Origin of the sequence: Streptococcus sp. A23 (assembly GCF_043674155.1) — a bacterium.
In the GTDB taxonomy this organism is placed as follows: Bacteria; Bacillota; Bacilli; order Lactobacillales; family Streptococcaceae; genus Streptococcus; species Streptococcus suis_V.
This window is the reverse complement of record NZ_JBIMJP010000003.1, coordinates 129,934-151,119: the sequence shown is the minus strand read 5'-3', so window position 1 is coordinate 151,119 and position 21,186 is coordinate 129,934. Positions and strand designations below refer to the sequence as shown.

19 protein-coding genes are annotated in these 21,186 nt (G+C 41.7%); 8 read left to right on the top strand and 11 right to left on the bottom strand.

Translation table 11 applies throughout. The features are described from left to right. Positions 1-265: 265 nt before the first annotated feature. The gene (locus tag ACHBIE_RS03105; protein WP_105122235.1) at positions 266-1,558 is read right to left on the bottom strand and encodes an adenylosuccinate synthase; all 1,293 of its coding nucleotides are present in this window, start codon (positions 1,556-1,558) and stop codon (positions 266-268) included. 390 nt (positions 1,559-1,948) lie between these two features. Between ACHBIE_RS03105 and gshAB the strand changes: the two genes are divergently transcribed. The 4 genes from gshAB to lacB all read left to right on the top strand — a co-directional run bounded on the left by gshAB (position 1,949) and on the right by lacB (position 6,383). Continuing rightward, complete coding sequence (gene gshAB, locus ACHBIE_RS03100; protein WP_394732691.1) at positions 1,949-4,198, top strand: bifunctional glutamate--cysteine ligase GshA/glutathione synthetase GshB; 2,250 nt, start codon at positions 1,949-1,951, stop codon at positions 4,196-4,198. 247 nt (positions 4,199-4,445) lie between these two features. Then, positions 4,446-5,213 carry a DeoR/GlpR family DNA-binding transcription regulator gene (locus tag ACHBIE_RS03095; protein WP_024397918.1) on the top strand — a complete coding sequence of 256 codons (768 nt, stop codon included), beginning with the start codon at positions 4,446-4,448 and terminating at the stop codon, positions 5,211-5,213. Between the two features lie 205 nt (positions 5,214-5,418). Continuing rightward, positions 5,419-5,841, top strand: a complete 423-nt coding sequence (gene lacA, locus ACHBIE_RS03090; RefSeq protein ID WP_002941127.1) for a galactose-6-phosphate isomerase subunit LacA — start codon at positions 5,419-5,421, stop codon at positions 5,839-5,841. Positions 5,842-5,867: 26 nt separating this feature from the next. Further along, positions 5,868-6,383: a galactose-6-phosphate isomerase subunit LacB gene (gene lacB / locus ACHBIE_RS03085; protein ID WP_394732690.1), complete on the top strand. Its 516-nt coding sequence runs from the start codon at positions 5,868-5,870 to the stop codon at positions 6,381-6,383. A gap of 299 nt (positions 6,384-6,682) precedes the next feature. On the opposite strand, the gene ACHBIE_RS03080 is transcribed toward lacB, so the two are convergent. From ACHBIE_RS03080 to ACHBIE_RS03045, 8 genes are read right to left on the bottom strand one after another with little or no spacing between them, the layout of a single operon-like run. Further along, a complete protein-coding gene (locus ACHBIE_RS03080) occupies positions 6,683-8,968 on the bottom strand; it encodes a glycosyl hydrolase family 95 catalytic domain-containing protein (RefSeq protein ID WP_394732689.1) in 2,286 nt (761 codons plus the stop codon). Positions 8,969-9,020: 52 nt separating this feature from the next. Then, positions 9,021-9,821, bottom strand: coding sequence for a PTS system mannose/fructose/sorbose family transporter subunit IID (locus tag ACHBIE_RS03075; RefSeq protein ID WP_277937365.1), 801 nt, complete (start codon positions 9,819-9,821; stop codon positions 9,021-9,023). Beyond that, positions 9,818-10,591 (bottom strand): PTS mannose/fructose/sorbose/N-acetylgalactosamine transporter subunit IIC, encoded by a 774-nt coding sequence (locus tag ACHBIE_RS03070; RefSeq protein WP_277937364.1) that lies wholly within the window; start codon positions 10,589-10,591, stop codon positions 9,818-9,820. The genes ACHBIE_RS03075 and ACHBIE_RS03070 overlap by 4 nt, the downstream gene beginning before the upstream one ends. A gap of 17 nt (positions 10,592-10,608) precedes the next feature. Beyond that, positions 10,609-11,079: a PTS sugar transporter subunit IIB gene (locus ACHBIE_RS03065; RefSeq protein ID WP_024419517.1), complete on the bottom strand. Its 471-nt coding sequence runs from the start codon at positions 11,077-11,079 to the stop codon at positions 10,609-10,611. Between the two features lie 25 nt (positions 11,080-11,104). Continuing rightward, complete coding sequence (locus ACHBIE_RS03060) at positions 11,105-11,533, bottom strand: RbsD/FucU family protein (RefSeq protein WP_394732688.1); 429 nt, start codon at positions 11,531-11,533, stop codon at positions 11,105-11,107. Between the two features lie 3 nt (positions 11,534-11,536). Then, entirely contained in the window at positions 11,537-12,181 is a 645-nt protein-coding gene (locus tag ACHBIE_RS03055) for an L-fuculose-phosphate aldolase (protein ID WP_032498113.1), read from the bottom strand. Between the two features lie 14 nt (positions 12,182-12,195). Next, complete coding sequence (locus tag ACHBIE_RS03050) at positions 12,196-13,983, bottom strand: L-fucose isomerase (protein WP_394732687.1); 1,788 nt, start codon at positions 13,981-13,983, stop codon at positions 12,196-12,198. Next, entirely contained in the window at positions 13,967-15,394 is a 1,428-nt protein-coding gene (locus tag ACHBIE_RS03045; protein WP_394732686.1) for a rhamnulokinase family protein, read from the bottom strand. The genes ACHBIE_RS03050 and ACHBIE_RS03045 overlap by 17 nt, the downstream gene beginning before the upstream one ends. Before the next feature lie 174 nt (positions 15,395-15,568). Between ACHBIE_RS03045 and ACHBIE_RS03040 the strand changes: the two genes are divergently transcribed. The 4 genes from ACHBIE_RS03040 (at position 15,569) to ACHBIE_RS03025 (ending at position 19,115) form a co-directional block, all read left to right on the top strand. Continuing rightward, positions 15,569-16,339, top strand: coding sequence for a DeoR/GlpR family DNA-binding transcription regulator (locus ACHBIE_RS03040; protein ID WP_248055564.1), 771 nt, complete (start codon positions 15,569-15,571; stop codon positions 16,337-16,339). Between the two features lie 56 nt (positions 16,340-16,395). Then, on the top strand, positions 16,396-17,262 hold the full coding sequence (gene hslO / locus ACHBIE_RS03035) for an Hsp33 family molecular chaperone HslO (RefSeq protein ID WP_394732685.1): 867 nt from the start codon (positions 16,396-16,398) through the stop codon (positions 17,260-17,262). Next, positions 17,255-18,259, top strand: coding sequence for a tRNA dihydrouridine synthase DusB (dusB, locus tag ACHBIE_RS03030; RefSeq protein ID WP_105138349.1), 1,005 nt, complete (start codon positions 17,255-17,257; stop codon positions 18,257-18,259). The genes hslO and dusB overlap by 8 nt, the downstream gene beginning before the upstream one ends. A gap of 301 nt (positions 18,260-18,560) precedes the next feature. Further along, entirely contained in the window at positions 18,561-19,115 is a 555-nt protein-coding gene (locus tag ACHBIE_RS03025) for a C39 family peptidase (protein ID WP_394732684.1), read from the top strand. 213 nt (positions 19,116-19,328) lie between these two features. Here the strand turns inward: ACHBIE_RS03025 and pnuC are convergent, their stop codons facing one another. Both pnuC and ACHBIE_RS03015 read right to left on the bottom strand, forming a co-directional pair. Then, entirely contained in the window at positions 19,329-20,132 is an 804-nt protein-coding gene (pnuC, locus tag ACHBIE_RS03020; protein ID WP_394732683.1) for a nicotinamide riboside transporter PnuC, read from the bottom strand. A 15-nt stretch (positions 20,133-20,147) separates the two neighbouring features. After that, on the bottom strand, positions 20,148-21,185 hold the full coding sequence (locus tag ACHBIE_RS03015; protein WP_394732682.1) for an AAA family ATPase: 1,038 nt from the start codon (positions 21,183-21,185) through the stop codon (positions 20,148-20,150). Between the last annotated feature and the right edge of the window lies 1 nt (position 21,186).

Sequence of the window (21,186 nt, the reverse complement as noted above, 5' to 3'; positions counted from 1 at the left end):
GGAGCAGAAATTCCATAACCGAGGCTAAAGCCAAATATAGGAAAAACCAAGGGTCCAATAAAGGGAAATAGGAGCAGACTTAGTAAGGAGCCTATCAAATAGTAACGATGCTGCTGTTTATCCTCCATACGTGGCAAACTCCAAGCAACCACGAAAACCAGGTAGCCCACCAATATGCTGAATAAGAACAGGACTCCAGTAACACCCAATATGAGGAACATACTATTTTTCTCCTCCTAACTCTACTGATTTCCCGCTCAATATCCTATTTAGAACTCCAGACACTTTCAAGGATGTTGGTTTGTTCGCGACCTGGTCCTACCGAGAACGTCGAGATACGGACACCGACCAATTCGCTGATACGGCGAACATAGTTGCGGGCCGCCTCTGGCAACTCATCCAAGCTACGCACGCCTGTAATATCTTCAGACCATCCTGGCATTTCTTCGTAGATTGGTTTGCAACGTTTGAGTTGCTCAAGGCTAGCTGGATAGTGGTCAATACGCTCACCATCCAAGTCGTAAGCCACACAGATTTTCACTGTTTCAAGGCCTGATAGAACATCAATAGAATTGAGTGACAAGTTTGTAATACCTGATACACGACGGCTATGGCGCATGACAACAGAGTCAAACCAGCCTACACGACGCGGACGGCCAGTTGTTGTCCCGTATTCTTTACCGATTTCACGGATACGGTCACCCGTTGCATCAAAGAGTTCTGTCGGGAATGGTCCATCACCAACACGGCTGGTATAGGCCTTACATACACCGACAACCTTATCAATCTTACTTGGACCGACGCCACTACCGATCGTCACACCACCGGCAACAGGGTTTGAAGAGGTAACGAATGGATAAGTACCTTGGTCAATATCCAACATAACCCCTTGCGCACCTTCAAACAAGACGCGTTTGCCTTGATCCAAAGCATCGTTGAGGATGACAGACGTATCGGTCACATATTGCTTGATTTCTTGACCGTAGGCGTAGTATTCTTCAAAAATCTCGTCAAATTCGATTGGCGTTGATTCATACATTTTCTCGAAAAGACGATTTTTCTCAACCAAGTTGGTACGGAGACGTTCTGCAAAAATATCCTTGTCCAGGAGGTCGGCGATACGGATACCCACACGCGCAGCCTTGTCCATGTAAGCAGGACCAATACCCTTGTTGGTTGTCCCGATTTTATTATCCCCCTTGGCTTCTTCCTGCAATTGGTCCAATTTGATATGGTATGGCAAAATGACATGAGCGCGGTCTGAAATGCGCAGATTGTCTGTCGTCACACCTGAATCATGGAGATAGTTGATTTCCTTAACCAAGGATTTTGGATTGACCACGACACCGTTACCGATGACAGAGATTTTTTCTGGAAAGAAAATTCCTGACGGGATCAGGTGCAATTTGTACTTGGTGCCGTCGATGACGATGGTGTGACCGGCATTGTCACCACCTTGATAACGTGCGATGACTTCCGCATTGGCAGAGAGAAAATCCGTGATTTTGCCTTTTCCTTCATCGCCCCACTGGGTTCCAACAACAACTACTGATGTCATAATTTAAGATACCTAGAACACCACAAATCGACTAGAAAGTCTGCCTTTAAACCTTTGACAGCTCCAACTTTTCCTTGGTGTCCAATTCCTTTCAAACACTTCTGGCAGGAATTTCACCTGCAAGTTTCGTTTACAATCTATTCTATCAAAAAACGAACGTTTCATCAAGAAATAGCCCGTATTTCAAAAATTACGAACTTTTATTTTTTGACTGTTTCTAAAATAAGCAAAATACGATTGTTGGTGCTGTTTTTACAAAAATATTATGTCCTTTGATGGAAAATTCCGAAGTCTGAACCTTGCCTTTGGTCGGTTTCTCTGGATTTTCAAGCCAAAACGTAGCGAAAATTTGTATTTCTTCAACAAACTAGATAAAATTGGAATAAGAAAATGACAGGAATAGACACTATGCTGAAACACTTGCCCTCTACCGCACCCATCCTCCAAGCCACCTTTGGTTTGGAACGAGAATCCTTACGCATCAACTCCGACAACCGTGTGGCTCAAACGCCCCACCCTGAGAGCTTGGGCTCGCGCAGCTTTCATCCCTATATCCAAACGGACTACAGCGAGCCGCAACTAGAACTGATTACACCAGTAGCTCATTCGACCAAGGAAGCCCGCCGTTTCCTCGGAGCTATCACGGATGTAGCAGTGCGGTCTATGGAAAAAACGGAATACCTCTGGCCTCTGTCTATGCCACCTGTGATTTCAGCGGATGAAATTCAGATTGCTCAACTGGAAAGTGACTATGAGTATCAGTACCGTGTTGGTTTGGCAGAACGCTACGGCAAGCTACTTCAATCTATGTCAGGCATCCACTACAACTTTGAACTCGGCAAGGACCTGACCCAGCAACTCTTTGAAGCCAGCGATTACGACGACCTCATCCCCTTCAAAAACGCCCTCTATCTCAAACTGGCCCAGAATTTCTTACGCTACCGTTGGCTCTTGACCTACCTCTACGGAGCAAGTAGTCTGGCTGAAAAAGGATTTTTGACAGAGGAAATTGGCTGCGTGCGGTCTATCCGCAATTCCAACTACGGCTATGTCAACGCCCCCGATGTCCACATCTCCTTCTCTTCCCTAGAGCAATACGTGACCGACATCGAGCAGGCTGTGGCTAGCGGGCAGTTGTCTGCTGAAAAGGAATTTTACTCTGCGGTTCGCCTCCGCGGTGCCAAGACCAGCCGGGACTTTTTGACCAAGGGCATCACCTATCTGGAGTTCCGCAACTTCGACCTCAACCCCTTCGAGCCTCTGGCCATTAGCCAAGAAACCCTCGACACCACCCACCTCTTTGCCTTAGCTCTGCTCTGGCTTGATGACATGGACCAGGTTGACAAGGAATTAGCTCAGGCAGCAGACCTCAACAACCGCATCACCCTCAGTCATCCCCACACCCCCCTACCAGCAGAGGCAGACGCCAGCCCTATCCTGACCACCATGAAGGCTATCGTTCAGCATTTCAGACTAGATGATTACTACAGTCAGCTCGTCGCTCAGGTGGAGGTAGCCCTTCAAGACCCTCGTTTGACCCTTTCTGGAAAAATAGCAGAGCAGGTTGAAGACGGGTCTTTGGAACACTTTGGCCAGCAGCAAGGCCAGCTCTTCCATGACTATGCTTGGACAGCCCCTTACGCCCTCAAGGGCTATGAAAACATGGAACTCTCCACCCAGATGATTCTCTTTGACGCCATTCAAATGGGCTTGCATGTCGAGATTTTGGATGAAGAAGACCAGTTTCTCAAGCTCTGGCATGGTGATCATGTTGAATACATCAAAAATGGCAACATGACCTCCAAGGACAACTACGTCATCCCTCTGGCCATGGCCAACAAGGTGGTGACCAAGAAGATTCTAGACCAGGCTGGTTTCCCAGTGCCTGCGGGAGCGGAATTTTCTAACAAGGAAGATGCCCAGCGCTATTACGGACAGGTAGCCAGCTCTGCTATTGTTGTCAAACCAAAATCCACCAACTTCGGCCTCGGCATCTCTATCTTCCAAGAACCAGCCAGCCAAGCGGACTATGAAAAAGCTCTGGATATCGCCTTTTCAGAAGATAGCCATGTACTAGTTGAGGAGTTTGTAGCGGGAACAGAGTACCGTTTCTTTATCCTTGACGGCAAGTGCGAGGCTGTCCTGCTCCGCGTCGCAGCCAATGTCGTTGGGGATGGACAGTCAACCATTCGTGAATTAGTAAACAAGAAAAACCAAGACCCCCTGCGGGGTCGAGATCACCGCTCACCGCTTGAAATCATCAATCTGGGTGATATCGAACTGCTTATGTTGGAGCAACAAGGCTATACGCCTGATACGGTCTTGCCAGAAGGCGTCCAAGCCTTTCTGCGTGGCAATTCCAATATCTCCACCGGTGGCGACTCCATTGACATGACCGACCAAATGGATGAATCCTACAAACAACTGGCTGCTGATATGGCGACTGCTATGGGAGCCTGGGCCTGCGGTGTAGATTTGATTATTCCTGACCGCACCAAGCCCGCCAGCAAGGAAGAGCCCAACTGCACCTGTATCGAGCTTAACTTTAACCCAGCCATGTACCTGCATACCTATACCTACGCAGGACCTGGTCAGAGCATTACGCCGAAGATTTTGCGGAAGTTGTTTGGGGAAATATAAAAATTTAAACTAGCGATTACTACAATTATTACCGAGCACCTACAGATAAAAAAATATTTTCAAAAATTACTTTAAGAAAGGACTTTGAGAAGTTTTTGGGGGGATTTCATCTATTTCTTACCTATTTTTCTTAATAAACCATTACCTTTCTGACTCTTCCGACTAATTCTTTTCAACAAATGTTCAAAAATCCAACATATTCTTGTTTATTTTTGATATAATGTAATAAAACAACAAAGGATTAAACATGAATAAACGAGAACGACTAGAAGAAATTACACGATTGGTAAACAAAAAAGGCACAGTTCGAATTTCTGAGATTGTTGAATTGCTAAATGTTACTGATATGACTGTTCGACGTGATTTTATTGAATTGGAAGAGCAAGGTGTCTTGACAAAAATTCACGGCGGTGCTAGAAGTAATAAGGCTTTTCAATATCGGGAATATTCCCATTCTGAGAAACACATTCAGAATAAGGAAGCCAAGCAAGAGATAGCGGAAAGAGCAGCACAACTGATAGAAGATGGAGACACGGTGTTCTTAGGCCCAGGAACAACAGTGGCCTTTCTGGCTGAAGCCATTAAAAATCCTCGCCTAACGGTCATCACAAACTGTATGCCTGTTTTTACCATCCTATCTCAAAAGAAGACCGAGGAGTTTCAAGTCTTTCTCTTGGGGGGAGAATATCGTCAAGTGACAGAATCTTTTGTAGGAGAAATTACCAATACAAGTTTAGAAAAAATGCGATTCAGCAAGATTTTCTTTTCAGGTAACGGACTTAAGGGAACTGATGTCATGACCTCTACCCTAGCGGAAGCCTATACGCAAAATATTGCCATTAAACATTCTTTAGAAAAATATCTACTACTGGATGCCTCGAAAATTGGAAAAGATGATTTTACTTCCTTTTGTGATTTGAATGATGTAACTGCTCTAGTGACAGATATGACTGCAAAGGATGAAAATTACCAATTATTAAGTAAGCACATCGAAATTATCACTACAAAATCATAAAGTTATCAAAACCAACAGTGAAATGTTGGTTTTTTGTTTGTATACGAAAAAAATAAACAAAAATAAAACAAAATATGTTGACTTTGTGTTTGTTTGGTTGTATAATTTAAACATAAAAAGCGAAAACGCTTTTTCTAAGTTTTGCAAAACAAAGATTTTCTGCCAAATATGGCTACAACTTTCTATTTTTGTTAGGAGATAGGTTATGACAATCATTATCGGTGCTGATCCAGCGGGTTCAAAACTAAAAGACGTTATTAAAGATTATTTGCTAGAAAAATCATATGACTTTAAAGATGTCAGTGATGGAAGTGATTTTGTTGATACAACTTTGGCAGTAGTTGCAGAAGTTAATCAAGAGGAAGGAAATCTTGGCATTGTGATTGATGCTTATGGTGTTGGTCCATTTATGACCGCAACTAAAGTCAAAGGGATGATCGCAGCAGAAGTTTCAGACGAACGCTCTGCCTATATGACAAGAGGACACAACAATTCGCGTATTATTACAATCGGTAGTGAGATTGTAGGAGAAGGAATTGCTAAAAATATCGTTAAAGGATTTGTTGAAGGTGAGTATGATGGCGGCCGTCACCAAATTCGTGTTGATATGCTAAATAAAATGTGCTAATTGTTGTAATCAAAGGAGAATAAGAGATGAAAATTGCAATCGGTTGTGACCACATTGTAACCTATGAAAAAATTGCTGTGGTAGATTATTTGAAAAATCAAGGATATGAAGTATTGGACTTTGGGACTTATGACAATGTTCGTACTCATTACCCAATCTTTGGTAAAAAAGTTGGTGAAGCAGTTGTGAGCGGGCAAGCAGATTTGGGAATTTGTATTTGTGGAACAGGTGTTGGAATCAACAATGCTGTAAACAAGGTACCTGGCGTTCGATCAGCCCTGGTTCGTGATATGACCTCTGCACTCTATGCAAAAGAAGAGTTAAATGCCAACGTCATTGGTTTTGGAGGAAAGATTACAGGTGAGTTGCTCATGTGCGACATCATTGAAGCCTTCATTAAAGCAGAATACAAACCGACTGAAGAAAACCAACGTTTGATTGAAAAGATTGCTGCAGTTGAAACGCTCAATCAAGAGCAGGCTAATCCAGAGTTCTTTACTGAATTTCTTGAAAAGTGGGATCGTGGAGAATACCACGACTAGGAGGCTCACATGATTTTGAAATTTGCAAACAATATATCTATCAGTCGGATCACTAACTTTATGCGATTTACTTCGCATTAAATTTTTATTGCTGATGGACCTATATACATGATACTATATTCAGTAATACATTTTAATCTTTTCTTTATAATCTAATTACAGAATAACTGCACCCCTTGCGTTAGATTTGTTTTCTAACTTTTGGGGTGCAGTTTGTTATCAAGAACCTTTTTAGTAAGATATATTGACTACCTCAATAACTTATCAATTACTCTCAGATAAATATTCATATAATTTCACTATTGTTTAAACTGTGCATTTCCGTTGCTATCAAATTTTAATATTATTTGTTCTTTTGAACCTAGACATCTATTATAAACGTTGATTTTAACTTCTTCACCTGGACAACCTCCATATATAAACAATTTATCAATCTTACAATTACTCCATTCAATGTGTAAATTGTAGCCTCCTCTTACTCTAATGTCTTTAATAATCCCTGTAGTCCATTCCAAAGGCAATGCTGGCAAAATATCAATTTCTTCTCTATGGCTTTGAACCAATAGTTCGCATATTCCACTCACTAAGCCTAAATTCCCATCAATTTGAAATGGTGGATGATCCATAAATAAATTACCTAAAGTAGCTGTTCTAAATAATTCAAGAATCATCTTCCTGGCTTCTTCACCTTCCTGTAAGCGAGCAAAAAAGTGTATTAACCATGCTGCACTCCATCCTGTTTGAGTATTTTCGTGAAGACCTCCATCAAGCCAATCCGTAATCACCTGTTCTCGATTATTACAATCCAAAAATGAAGTATTTTTTAATCTTCTTTGTATTGTTATTCTGGCCCCGTTCGCTAATTCGGGTGTTTTAACAATATCAATTTCATCATATGGATATAAACCAAATAGTGGTGAAATATGTCTATGCCCTTGCTCTACTTCATCATAATCTTCCAACCACTCCTGGATTTGTCCATATTTACCAATTTTAGTTAATGGTAATTTATGTTTTAGTTGTTTTATTCTATTTTCAAAATCAACTTCTCCTCCTAATAGCAAATTCATCTTTATACAAGAGTCAAAAAAATATCTAAGTATTTGGTTATCGATTGTAGAAGACAAACAAATGCTAGCAGTTTTACCATTTGGAAGAAAATAACTATTTTCTGGAGATACAGTTGGACCAGTTAATAACTTTCCATCAACTTCAAATAAATACCCTTCAATAAATTTAAAAGCTTCTTTTACTAAATTAAAATACTTTTCTACAATAGAAATATCTCGAAAGTATTGATAGTGCTCCCAAATGTGTGTACATAGCCAAGGGACGGTCATAACCCAGATCGCTGCACCTATGGCATGTGACTGGGGAGCAGTGTCTCCGAAACCATCTGTATTATGGTGAGCTGTAAAACCTTCTAAACCATACATTTTTTTTGCTGTCTCGCTTCCCTGTTCCATCATTCTGGCAAGCATTTCAAAAAGTGGATATTCAACCTCAGCCATATTACAAGGGCCTACCATCCAATAATTCATTTGAGTGTTAATGTTAATAGTATATTTCGAGCCCCAAATAGGATTAATTTCATCACACCATATTCCTTGAAGATTAGATGGAAGACCTCCAGGTTGACTAGATGATATTAACAAATATCTACCATAATGAAACATTAATGTAGTCAAATATTGCTCATGATTTTTATAATCTACCAACAGTCTATCTGTAGGAATTATTTCAGATGCTTTAGAATAGCTTAATAAAAATTCTATGCGCTTAAATTGCTTCTGATAGCTCGTAATATGTCTAGTAATGGATACAGATGGTTGTAAATCTTCAATTTCTTCCCAATTATCCGGATCCCAATAATTTGATAGCGATCTCAACACGAGTATTACTTCTGTTGCATCTGTAACTAATAGTGTCTCTCCTAGAACAGAAACAGTTCCCTCATCTGTTTGCGCTGAACATATAACCTTAAATCTAGTTCCGTTCTTTCCACCAGCAGATCCATACATACAAATTCCAGAGGTGCCAATTTTTGAAACACCATCATTAAATCGTTTCTTTCGACCTAGGTTTATTTTAAGTTGTAACATTTTTGATTTAGAAGAAGAGATTTTACAAATCAAAACATTATCAGAAAAACTTGTAAAATACTGACGATTGTATCTAACTCCTGTTTTATTAGATAAGAATTCTACACTGGATATTGCAGTATCCAAATCTAATTCCCTTCGATAATCTATTACATCTTCAACTTCTAGATTAGTATGCTCAATATACAATTCTCCAAGTAATTCGTAATGACTCTGGTCTCTTGGCGTAGCAAACATTGTCAACTTAACTAATTCTTCTGCTTCCTCAACCTTTCCTTCCAAAATAAGTTTTCTAATCTTAGATAGATTCTCGAATGAATCTGGATTATTTCGATCAGTTTTACCACGATACCAAATGGTCTCATCATTTAACTGAACACAATCTCTAACAGGTGTTCCATAGATCATACCACCAATATGACCATTTCCAATCGGTAATGCTTCATTCCATTGAGACGCTGGTTGCTGATACCATATCTTCATACTTACCTCTTCTACGGAAAGGAGATGATCCCACATCATCTCCTAACTTTATTTATTTCAAGATTCCTAAAACCACTAATATAACCCCTATTGTCATAAGAGTAAAAATTAAAACGACAGGATTCTTACCTTTGCGGATCAATCTGCACATTAGTAAAGTTAGAGCCATAGGAATAAAACCCGGAATCAATTTTGTAATAATTTCCTGTATTGAAATAACCAATTCTCCCTGTTTAAATTCCAATCCAAAATTAATTCCAACCATCTGTGGTATTAATCCACCAACCAATACTAAACCTAGCGCACTCGCCATGTTGGTTATACGCTCGAGCATTCCTCTGGAAGCATTGGCTGTTATTAATTCAGAACCTTTTTTGTATCCAAAGTTTAATCCAAAATACTTCAAAGGAATATTAATTAGATTGAAAATACCTAGAGCCAAGATCAATCCAAGAACATTACCATCTTTTGAGTATGAAGCTCCTATACTAAAGCAAATTGGAACTAGAGTTAACCATATCAAACTGTCTCCAAGACCCGCCAACGGTCCCATCAAACCTACCTTGATACCTGTAACTGAATCTGCACCGCTGTTTCCTTCCTGTTCTTCCATCGCTGCTGTCACACCTAATATAAAAGGTGCTGCACTCTGTTGAGTATTAAAAAACTCCAAATGTCGTTGCATAGCTGGCGAAGCACTCTTACTATCCGGGTATAATTTTTTCAGTACAGGCAAAATAGTGTAAAGAAAACCCAGATTCTGCATACGCTCATAGTTCCAAGAAGCTCCATACATAAAACTTCTTAGAAATACCTTCTGAATATCTTGCTTGTCTAATTTTATCTTTTTCATAAATCTAGTTCCTCCTCATTAGTAACATTTATATTAGCTGATTGAAGTTGCTGATTCAGAATTAAATCATAGAAGTATGCTACAATCATTCCGACAAGTGAGATACCAATAGTGGATATCCCTCCATAAACTGAGCATACAAAACCAACTAGCAAGAATACCCATAATTTTTTCTTAAGCATCATGTTGAGCAACATACCAAAACCAATTGAAGGCAATAAAGCCCCTGCTGAATTTAGACCTTGCATAATAATTGGAGGAATTTTAGCAAATAAATCTGCTACATATTCGCCACCCAACATAATCGCTAAAAATATAGGAACTATCTTAAATAAAATAATTAGTATGAGACTAGAATAGTGATAAAAACCAATTTTGCTATAATCTCCCTTTCTAGCATCTGCATCTGCCTTCTTCGCGAAGTATATATCAGCCGTTTTAGCCAATACATCTAACTGTTGAGTTGCAACAGCAATTGGAATCGCAATAGCAATACCTGCCGTTACACCTTGACCAGACATAATACCAAAAGCTGTCCCGACAATTGCTCCTGAAATTGTATCAGGTGGAGTATAGCCTCCTATTCCCGTTACACCTAACCAAGTTAGCTCTAATACTGAGCCAATAATAATTCCTTGTACCAAGTCCCCCAGTACAAGACCTACCATAGCGCTAGTTACTAAAGGACGATGAATCATAAATAACGGCCCGTTATAATCAATCGTAGCAACTATAGCAACCAATGTTATCAGTAAAGCCTGCATGAACATTGTAGTACCCTCCTATTTTATATAAATTTTTCCAACATTGTCACTTTATCGTTAGGGACCATTTGAATCTCTACCCTAATACCTTTTTCTACTAATTTTTTAAAATATTCCTTATCCTTAGAACTAATTGCTACACCTCCTGTTATCTTGGTATTATCCTCTCTCTTACTCATTTGCCCTACATTAAGATAAGATAATTCTAAACCACCTTCGACACACCTATATACATCTTGAGGGTTAGTATAAATAAGCATAGTTGTTTTATTTATTGGAACTGTACTTAAAACTTCGACAAACCGATCTATGCTAAAGAAAATGATCTTTAAACCCGTAGGAGCTGAAAGTTTTAAGATTGTTTGCCTCGTTTTATCTTGAACTATATCGTCATTAACAATAATGACTTGTTCAATATCATATTTTTTTAACCATGTTGTCACAACTTGTCCATGTACAAGTCTGTCATCAATTCTAACAAATGATATTGTCATTTTATTCCTCCCTACTTCTAAATTGCTATTTAATTACACCTTTTTTTAATATAATATTCCCATAAAGTGCAGTTTCACCAGTTGCTACGATTGCAAAAGCATTCTTGCTCTGATAATAAAAATCTATACGATCCAAATATTCAATTTGATATTCACTTACATCTGAATCTCTAAGTATATTTATATATTCATCCCAGATAATAGGAAGGTCATCCCCATCCTCTGGTTCCATGAAAAATATTGATTTAGACACGTAAGTATCCAAAGGAAACAAGTATAAGATAGACTTCAGGATTTCAGGAATTCCTAAACCATCACAACGGATTACTCTTTTAGCATTTGAAACCACTGGATAATTCGCATCTGCCAAAACAATTTCATCACCATGCCCCATTTCCATCAATACTTTAAGCAATTCAGGAGATAAGTTTTTAGGTATATGTCTTAAAACCATTTTTTATTTCCTTTGTCCGTAAGTTTTAAATTTTTCAGCCATCAATTCCATTTCTTCATCTGGGAGGATGACTGGTTCTCCCATGCTTTTGGCAACACAATAAATTTTAGAACAGTATTCAACCTCCTCAATGATATTGAAGGCATTTAGTAAGTCTTGAGCACCAGCCAAGATACCGTGGTTGGCAAGAAAGACTGCACGTCTGTCTTTCATAGCCTCCGCAGCATTTTCGGCTAGTTCTTTCGTTCCGTATGTAGCGTATTCTGCTACTCGGACATCTTTTCCAGCTACCGCAATCATATAGTGGCTAGCTGGTAATGGCTCTCTTAGTACTGCCAAAACAGTTCCATAAGTTGTGTGGGCATGAATGACTGCATCAATATCTTCCCTTTGCTGGTATTGAATTAGATGCATATACCACTCACTTGAAGGAAGTTTTTCTCCTTCGACTACTTGTCCTTCCAAGTCCATGATGACAATATCTTCTTCCTTGATTTCAAAGAAATCAATTCCAGATGGAGTGATTGCCATTAGACCTTTTTCACGGTTAAATACGCTCAGATTCCCACCAGTACCTTTGGTTAAGCCTTCAGTAACTAACTTTTTGCCGTACTTTATAAGTTCCTTTCTTTCTTTTTCCATGAACATAAAGTGTTCTCCTTCTATTTACTATATAGCGGTCCTAAAACCTCACACATCTTGAAATCTGCCGCTTCCAAATCCTTAGTACCGACACCATCAAAAATGCTTGGACGGAAAATTCGTTCCCTTGGAATATTGTGGAGGGCTACAGGAATTCGCAACATACTAGCCAGAGTGATAACTTCTGCACCAATGTGCCCATGAACAAAGGCACCGTGGTTAGAACCCCAATGGTTCATGACATCATAGACGGTTTCAAAACCAGGTTCTCCAAGATTCGGAGCAAACCAGGTTGTTGGCCAGGTTTTATCTGTCCGTTCATCCAAGATACGGTGCACTTCATCATCCAATGGACAGGTGTAGCCTTCTGCAATTTGCAAACTTGGACCAACACCCTTGACTAGATTGACACGAATCAAGGTCACAGGTAACTCACCTTGAGTTTTGAAGTGAGAAGAATAGCCACCTCCTCGGAAATATTCATAGTTAGCTCGACACCAGTCTGTCGCTTCCAGACAGGCTTTGACATCCACCTCCGTCATATTCCAAAATTCTTTCATGGTCGGCTGACCAGCTTCATCTCGTGCTGCAGCACTTCCATCAAGGGCTGAAGCTCCTGAGTTAATAAGGTGGAGGATGCCATCCTTAGCCCTACCTGTTAGCTCTTGACCTGTCACCCGTTTGACCGCCTCTGGGCTCCAATAAGTCCGAACATCAGAGAAAATTGGAGCCTTATTGGTTAGGAGGGTTCCAAATAACATGGCGGTCGCATTCAAAGTATCATTTTCTGTTGCAAAGGCAGTCACAGGACGTGGACCATTCCAGTCAAAAGTGGAAGCCAGAATCGCTTCAGCAAAATCACCATTTGGTAGCCAGTCAGTCCATTGCCGTTGGCCTTGGAAACCACCTGAAATTGCATTTCTGCCACGAGCTTCCTCTTCCCAGCCAATCTCTGCCAAGCGAGGATTTCCAAAGAGAATATCACGGATAATCAAGGTTTGCTTGGCAATAAATTCCCAATCCTTGTCAGCTGGAATCACCTTGGACTTGGTAATCACTTCTGGGAATTCCTTTCCTGCATTGATGTCAACACCCTCTTTACAATATTCCTTAATCCAAGCAAGAGCTTTTTCATATTCTTCTTTATCGTAGATTTCCAACTCCATACGGCGAAGAATCTCAGTCATGTCCACAAATTCGACCAACATTCCCAGATAGTCTTCAAAGAAGGAAGTGGTAACCTGAGAACCCGCAATTCCCATTGAAGAAGCTCCAATGTTGACATAGGACTTGCCTTTCATCTGACCAGCAGCAATGGCTCCCTTGGCAAATAGCAAGATTTTTTCAGCTACATCAGCAGGAATGCTATTGTCATCCAGATCCTGAACATCATGACCATAAATCTTGAATGCTGGGTAACCCTTTTGAGCGTAGCCACTCATGGCTGCGGCTAGATAAACTGCTCCAGGCCGCTCTGTCCCATTAAAGCCCCAAATAGCTTTAATCGTGTGTGGATCCATATCCATGGTTTCTGTCCCATAGCACCAACTTGGTGTGACAGAAAGGGTAGCGACCACATTGTCACGAGCAAACTCGTCATAGACAATCCCAGCATCCCCTTGACCACCAATGGTTCGACTGGCCAGCAAACACTGTACAGGGGTTCCGTCTGCGTAACGCAAATTGGACTCAATCAAATCCTTAGCAGCTAGAGCCATTTGCATGGTTTTTTCTTCTAAGGATTCCCTTACACCGCCCTGTCGACCATCAATAGTTGGACGGATTCCAATTTTAGGATAAAGTGTCATTTTTTTCCTCCTTCTTTGGATAAAAATGGTTAAATGTTATAGACTCTTTTACAAGTTTCTTGGCTTCTTTCATATCTTCAACATAGCCAAGTGCCTTAAATTGAACGAGGGCATTACCGATTGAGGTTGCTTCATACAGACCAGTAACCACCGTCTTACCTGTAACATCTGCTACTAATTGTGAGAAATAGTTCGACTTGGAACCACCGCCCAGTAGATAGAGTTTTTCAAAAGAATAACCTAACAGATCTTCCAGTTCAGAAATCACTTGCTTGTATTTCTCAGCCAAACCATAATAAGCTATTTTGAAATAGTGAGCTGGACTGGATGGCAGAACTTGGTTGGTCCTATTTGCATAGGCGGTAATTTTTTCTATCATATTACCTGCACTAGCAAACTCTGGATTTTCTGTATCAATCCTAGCAACATCTTCTTGGCAATTTCCAATCATTTCTGTAATCATTTGGAACGAGTATTCTTGTCCCTGCTCCTTAAACTGTCTTCTTAATTCTTCAAAAATCCACAAACCTGTACAGTTCTTCAAGAAGGTTATGCTATCATCTAATCCAAATTCATTCGTAAATTCTTTGTCGTAACTTTCCTTACTAATTAGAGGGGAGCTTAAAATAGTCCCTATTAAAGACCATGTCCCTGATGAAATATAGAGTACCTTATCCCCATCATCTGGAATAGATGCAATAGCACTTGCCGTATCATGTTGGCAGACATTGATGACTTTGGAAGCACGTAGCCCCCATTTTTTTTGTATCCTTCCAAGAATATTTCCGGGTTTAACCAAGGATGGAAATAGATTGTCAGCTATTTCAAAACTAGCTAATAACTCTTTATTCCATTCTCTGGTATAAGGGTTGAGTAGCTGCATTGTAGAAGCAATGGTTTTCTCAATGGCTATTTGTCCTGTAAGCATATAGTTCAGATAGTCAGACACCATCACTAATCTATCTGCCTTATAGTACTGATCAGGTTGCCTGTTCTTTAAACGAATCAACTGGAATAGTGTGTTGATTTCCATGATTTGGTTACCTGTTTTATAGTAGAGCTCCTCTAAGGAGGAGTAGCTCCCTATTTCTTCTAGCACTCCATTGGTCCGACTGTCACGATAATGAACCGGCTGAGCTATCAATTCTCCCTGACTATCTAATAAAGCAAAATCCACACCCCAAGTATCTATACCTACCGATTGCAGGTCACTTTTCTCTTGGGCTAGCTTAATAGCATGGACAATATGTTCCATTAATTGATGGCTGTTCCAGCAGAGATTCCCTCTTTCTTTGATTGGAATATTTTCAAATCTACTCAATTCCTCTGCCTTCAGTAATCCCTCCTCTATCCAGTAAAGGACTCCCCTGCCCGAGGTAGCTCCTAGATCAATTGCTAAAACAGATTCCATAGGTCTTCCTCCTAGAATGTTATCGCTTACATTTTTTATTATAGATTCCTGAACACTTCGTTTCAATACTTGAACAGAAAGTTGGAAAATGGTCATTTTTTCAAAAATATATTGAAATATTGTTCAAAAATATTGGTTTTTTATGTATAATATAACAAAAAAGGAGGTTCTCCCATGAGCAAAGAACAGCGAATCCAAGAAATCAAGGCTATCTTACAAGTTAAAAAACGTATAGGGGTAAAAGAATTGGAGAAATCGACCTATTCCAGTGTATCAACTTTACGTCGTGATTTGATTTTCCTTGAACAGCAAGGTTTTCTTAAACGACAGCATGGAGAGGTCATCTTAAATTCCTTCAACACGATTGAACTATCTCACACCATTCGAGAATCAGAAAATAGACTAGCTAAAAAAATGATTGCGGATATGGCAAAAGATTTTATAGGCCCAGGCATGTGTATCTATCTGGATTCTAGCACCACTGTTTACGAACTCTGTAACTTCCTCACAAAAATTGATAATTTAATTATTTTTACAAATGGACTGAACACTGCTCAACGTTTGTCAGAATTTGCTAATCCAACAATGAAAATCTTCATTACTGGTGGGGAAATTAAACATCACTCTGCTTCTGTTGTGAATCATGCCATCGAAAATACTTTGCTAGATCACTTCAGTGTTGACTTGGCTTTCTGCTCCGCGCGTGGTATAGATAAAGAGTTTGTTTATGAAGCATCTTTCAGTCAAGCCTTGGCTAAGAAAAGCGTCATTGATCGTGCAAAAGAAACCATCCTTCTCATAGATAGTTCCAAATTTCACCAGACAGGATTCTTCAAAATCAACAATCTTTCACAGTACAAGGCTATTATTTCCGACCAACTTCCTGATGAGCTTATGTTAGAAGAAGCTGAAAAATCTGGCGTTGAGTGGCTATCTTATAAATAACCTTCTCAAAACCTCTCCCTTTCCCCATTTTCCCCACTTGTGCTATAATAATCCTTATGGATAAAATTATTAAAACACTATCAAAGAGCGGGCATTTCCGTGCCTATGTATTGGACAGTACTGAAACAGTTCGGACCGCTCAGGAAAAACATGGCACTTGGCCATCCTCAACAGTTGCACTTGGAAGAACCTTAATTGCAAGCCAAATATTAGCTGCTAATGAAAAGGGAGACACAAAAATCACCTTGAAAATTTTGGCAAACGGATCATCTAAGGCCATCATCGCCGTTGCCAATACCAAAGGTCAGGTCAAGGGCTACATCCAAAACCCGAATCTCGACTATAAGCGTGGCTCAACTGGAGAAGTTATTGTTGGACCACTTGTAGGAACAGGCCAATTCCTAGTTATCACAGACTACGGAACAGGTCGCCCTTACAACTCCATGACCCCCTTGATCTCTGGTGAAATCGGTGAAGACTTTGCCTACTTCCTGACGGATAGCCAGCAAACACCGTCTGCAGTGGGACTCAATGTCCTCCTGAATGAAGATGAAACTGTCAAGGTAGCTGGTGGCTTCTTGCTGCAAGTTTTACCAGGTGCGACCGAGGCTGAAATTGCCCGTTTCGAAAAACGCATCCAAGAAATGCCTGCCATTTCGAGCTTACTGGCTTCTGAAAACCATATAGAAGCTCTGCTATCCGCCATTTATGGCGACGACGACTTCAAACGCCTATCAGAAGAAGAAATCGGTTTTGTCTGCGACTGCTCTAAGGACCGCTTCCTCGATGCTCTGGCCAGTCTGCCAAAAGCGGACCTGCAAGAGATGAAAGACGAGGACAAGGGCGTGGACATCACCTGTCAATTCTGCCAGACCCATTACCACTTTGACGAAAACGATTTGGAGGAACTCATCAATGGCTAATCTCAACACTCCTTTCATGATTGGTGATGTGGAAATCCCCAATCGCTGCGTGCTGGCCCCAATGGCTGGCGTGACCAACTCGGCCTTCCGCACCATTGCCAAAGAAATGGGTGCAGGTCTGGTGGTTATGGAAATGATTTCTGAAAAAGGCCTTCTCTACAACAACGAGAAGACCCTCCACATGCTCCATATAGACGATAACGAATACCCTATGTCTATCCAGCTCTTCGGTGGCGAGGCTGAGGGCCTCAAACGTGCAGCTGACTTCATTCAGAAAAACACCAAGGCCAATATCGTAGATATTAACATGGGCTGCCCTGTCAACAAGGTCATCAAGAACGAGGCAGGTGCCAAGTGGCTCAAAGACCCTGACAAGATTTACCACATCATCAAGGAAGTAACCTCGGTCCTCGATATTCCCCTGACCGTTAAGATGCGGACGGGTTGGAACAATACCGACCTAGCGGTCGAAAATGCCCTGGCCGCAGAAAGTGGCGGTGTAGCTGCCCTGGCCATGCACGGACGGACCCGCGAGCAGATGTACACAGGAACCGTTGACCTAGAGACCTTGACCAAAGTAGCTGGCAGCCTGACCAAGATTCCATTTATCGCAAACGGCGACATCCGAAATGTGGAAGACGCCCGTCAGCGTATCGAGGAAGTTGGGGCTGACGCTGTCATGGTCGGCCGGACCGCAATGGGAAATCCCTACATCTTCAACCAGATTAACCACTATCTGGAAACGGGTGAAATCCTACCCGACCTATCCTTTGAGGACAAGCTCAATGTCGCCTTTGACCACCTAACCCGATTGACCAATCTCAAGGGCGAAAGCATTGCCGTCCGCGAATTCCGTGGCCTAGCTCCCCACTATCTCCGTGGCTCAGCAGGTGCTGCCAAGATCCGTGGCGCCGTATCCCGTGCCGAAACCATCGAAGAAGTCCAAGAACTCTTCGACCAAGCACGCGCTGCCTATCAGGCAAAACAAGTTAAATAAACAAAAGGAGATCAGTTCCAGCTGGTCTCCTTTGTCATCTCCGCAAAAGACATGTTACTAAATAAAATATAAGGAAATGGTTGGGCATGCCTCAGCCATTTTTTATGGATAGTTCTTGCTAAATACATATAATTATAATATGCTAATATTATGAAATGATTTACAAAATCCTCCAGGAGGTGGCTATGAAATCAAAAGCTATTCTTATCAGTCTCTGTCTGTCTTCTTTAGCTCTCATTCTTGCCTCTACCAGCTTTTTCTGCTTATCCCTCGGCAGGAGCAGACCTCCCCTGAAGTAAAGGTGACAAGTAGCTCTGTTGTCAAAACAAGTGGAGAACAGACTAAAAACCCTAGCTCTTCAAACTCCAGTAGCTCTGCCATTACCCAAGAAAATGAACCAAATGAGACCACACCGAGTTTCGAACCAGAGCAGGTGAAGCCGGCATCCAAGCAAATCAAAAAACAGCTGAGTGTCCAACCGCAAATCCAAACTGTCTGGAACTACTGCGCTCCGACGACTGTCAGTATGATGCTATCTAGTCAGGGCGTCCATGTTGGGCAGAAGCAGTTGGCGTTTGAAATGAGAACCTACGAGCCTTTTGGCACCCATAATAGTGACGCCATTCGCATCCTCAACAAACATCTTTTCGGCTATGAATATCCCACAGATGGTCAGGCTGGCTATCGGCTGGCGACGGTGACGGACCCTAATCCAGCTGGACAAGAGATAGCCTTGTTTAAGCAGAGGGTCAGGGAAAATATTGATGCTGGCTACCCTATGTACTATACTTTTGACTCCGCTGTGATGTATCCTAGTAAAAAGGGGAGCACAACGTCATTGGTATTGGCTATCTGACCACAGAAGACGGGAAGGATATTGAGCAGCTCTACTACCTCGCCCCCTCTCCCAATGTCCAGGACCCTAGATACGGTGGGCTGAAAGTCACTACGCCCGAAGAACTATTCCAAGCCCTGATGACCTGTGAAGAGCCAAATTATGGGTGGTAGCAATAGTAAAACCTCCGAATGCTAACTCGGAGGTTGTTTTTGTATTTACGTTTTTAATTTCCTATCCCTTTTTCATAGCCTTGGACCATTGGTACCAGCCGACGACACTATTGAGAGCGTAGACCCAGTACATGGCCTGCATGTGGATGGAATTTCCCCACCAGAGGTAGATAGAAAAGAGGTTGGTCGCAATCCAGAAGAGCCACTGTTCCCTGTAAAGATAAGTCATGAGAAATTGCCCTGTCCAGTTGGTTCCGTCTGTCACAGAATCTCGGAAGGGTCTGGCAGATCCGATAGATTGGTAGAGAAGACCAAAAATCCCCCAGACAAGAGCCGTGAAGCTCAGCCATTTGACCCAGCCAAAGAAAGACAGACTGCGGGTTTCAAATTCGCTGATTTCAGGCGTCTCATCCTCGGTTTCATTGACACGGGCAGCCAACCAAGTATAAAGGCCAATAGGCTGCATGACCAAGAAGAAAACAGCTGTCATCACTTCCCCATAAAAGGCACTATTATAGGAAAGCACAAAGTAAATCAGACTGTTGATAAAACCAAAAACATAGTTACTAGCCCGGCCATCTGCTACCATAATGACGCAAACAATCCCTGTCCAGGAGGCAAAGAGCCCCATCCAGTCGTGTTTGTCGCTACCGCTGGTAAACTCTAAAATCAGCGGCACACTGGATAGGCCGATGAGATAGAGCCACTGAAAGGCTGTCCGTCCCAAAAACATATCCGCAAAGTCTGCCTTCAAGAGCCCGAAAAATCCTAATTCCTTGGCTGCCTGTCCTAATTTCGCAAAGGTGGCAGGGACATTTCGGATGCCCTCCACCCAGCCAGTCAGCATCTGTTTTACTTTTTCCATATCTCCTCTTTTCTCCTAAAATTCCTGATAGATGGCATCAATCAGATCAATGGATTTTTGATAGTTTTCCAGATAGGACCCACCGATAAAGGCCAAATGCGCATCTGGGTGATTTTTTGCCACTAATTTTTTCAATAACTCCGTAAAAGCATGGCGAACTTCCTGGTCGGCCATAGACATGTCCCGAAAACCGTCGTCCACATAGTTACCTGTCGGCAGGACAAAGATAATCAAGTCCCACTTTTCATTCTTGACCGTGTCAGCACAAAGGGAATGGAAGGAGCTGGAGCTTTCGCCGATATAATAGTTATAGTAGGCCTCGGTCACAGTCGCATTGGTATCCGCAATGACCAGCCCACGATTGGTGTCTGAGTCAATCAAGTCAGAGGTCTGGCGATACTGGCCCGTCAGCAAGTAATTGTAATCCTTGCCTGTCAACTCATCGTCACGAACATTGTAGCGCTTTTGGTAATAGCGGGCGTACTCTAGGGAGACAGGACAGGAATAATAGCGTCCCAAATCCTTGACCAGGGTAGTCTTGCCGTTTGAGGCCGAACCAACCACCAAGACATTTTTTGAAAAATGCCGTCTGAAGGGCTTGGCAATCAGGTTCCAGTGCTTGGCTGGATTTTCCCGAATCAGGGTAGCCGAAATACCGAAATTACGCTCGGTGAAAGATGCTCCGAAGCCACGCTCTTCCAGCTCCGCAGAGTATTCTTTTTCAGAAACATAGAAGACCAATTCCTCGTCTTCGCCAGCCTGCACCAGCTGTTGCAAGGCCTCTAGCCAGGGCGTCCAACCTTCTGGATAAGGAGGCATGCCTGTTTCGTCTAGCTTATAAACCGAAATCAAGGACTCGTCATTAAAAGTTTCACGAATATAGCGAAAACGCTTTTGCAGACCCAGGCCAATCTTGTCCCCACGGTCATTTTCATAACCAGATACGATGACCACCGCTCGGTCACAGGCTCGCTTGGCCCGCTGGATCAGGTCAATGTGACCCTTGTGCATAGGCGCAAAGGTCCCAAAAATAACAGCAACAGTTTTTTTCATA

Excerpts from the sequence above, each read along its gene's own strand:
- ACHBIE_RS03105 (WP_105122235.1), bottom strand. The coding sequence starts at position 1,558 with ATGACATCAGTAGTTGTTGTTGGAACCCAGTGGGGCGATGAAGGAAAA.
- gshAB (WP_394732691.1), top strand. The coding sequence starts at position 1,949 with ATGACAGGAATAGACACTATGCTGAAACACTTGCCCTCTACCGCACCC.
- ACHBIE_RS03095 (WP_024397918.1), top strand. The coding sequence starts at position 4,446 with ATGAATAAACGAGAACGACTAGAAGAAATTACACGATTGGTAAACAAA.
- lacA (WP_002941127.1), top strand. The coding sequence starts at position 5,419 with ATGACAATCATTATCGGTGCTGATCCAGCGGGTTCAAAACTAAAAGAC.
- lacB (WP_394732690.1), top strand. The coding sequence starts at position 5,868 with ATGAAAATTGCAATCGGTTGTGACCACATTGTAACCTATGAAAAAATT.
- ACHBIE_RS03080 (WP_394732689.1), bottom strand. The coding sequence starts at position 8,968 with ATGAAGATATGGTATCAGCAACCAGCGTCTCAATGGAATGAAGCATTA.
- ACHBIE_RS03075 (WP_277937365.1), bottom strand. The coding sequence starts at position 9,821 with ATGAAAAAGATAAAATTAGACAAGCAAGATATTCAGAAGGTATTTCTA.
- ACHBIE_RS03070 (WP_277937364.1), bottom strand. The coding sequence starts at position 10,591 with ATGTTCATGCAGGCTTTACTGATAACATTGGTTGCTATAGTTGCTACG.
- ACHBIE_RS03065 (WP_024419517.1), bottom strand. The coding sequence starts at position 11,079 with ATGACAATATCATTTGTTAGAATTGATGACAGACTTGTACATGGACAA.
- ACHBIE_RS03060 (WP_394732688.1), bottom strand. The coding sequence starts at position 11,533 with ATGGTTTTAAGACATATACCTAAAAACTTATCTCCTGAATTGCTTAAA.
- ACHBIE_RS03055 (WP_032498113.1), bottom strand. The coding sequence starts at position 12,181 with ATGTTCATGGAAAAAGAAAGAAAGGAACTTATAAAGTACGGCAAAAAG.
- ACHBIE_RS03050 (WP_394732687.1), bottom strand. The coding sequence starts at position 13,983 with ATGACACTTTATCCTAAAATTGGAATCCGTCCAACTATTGATGGTCGA.
- ACHBIE_RS03045 (WP_394732686.1), bottom strand. The coding sequence starts at position 15,394 with ATGGAATCTGTTTTAGCAATTGATCTAGGAGCTACCTCGGGCAGGGGA.
- ACHBIE_RS03040 (WP_248055564.1), top strand. The coding sequence starts at position 15,569 with ATGAGCAAAGAACAGCGAATCCAAGAAATCAAGGCTATCTTACAAGTT.
- hslO (WP_394732685.1), top strand. The coding sequence starts at position 16,396 with ATGGATAAAATTATTAAAACACTATCAAAGAGCGGGCATTTCCGTGCC.
- dusB (WP_105138349.1), top strand. The coding sequence starts at position 17,255 with ATGGCTAATCTCAACACTCCTTTCATGATTGGTGATGTGGAAATCCCC.
- pnuC (WP_394732683.1), bottom strand. The coding sequence starts at position 20,132 with ATGGAAAAAGTAAAACAGATGCTGACTGGCTGGGTGGAGGGCATCCGA.
- ACHBIE_RS03015 (WP_394732682.1), bottom strand. The coding sequence starts at position 21,185 with ATGAAAAAAACTGTTGCTGTTATTTTTGGGACCTTTGCGCCTATGCAC.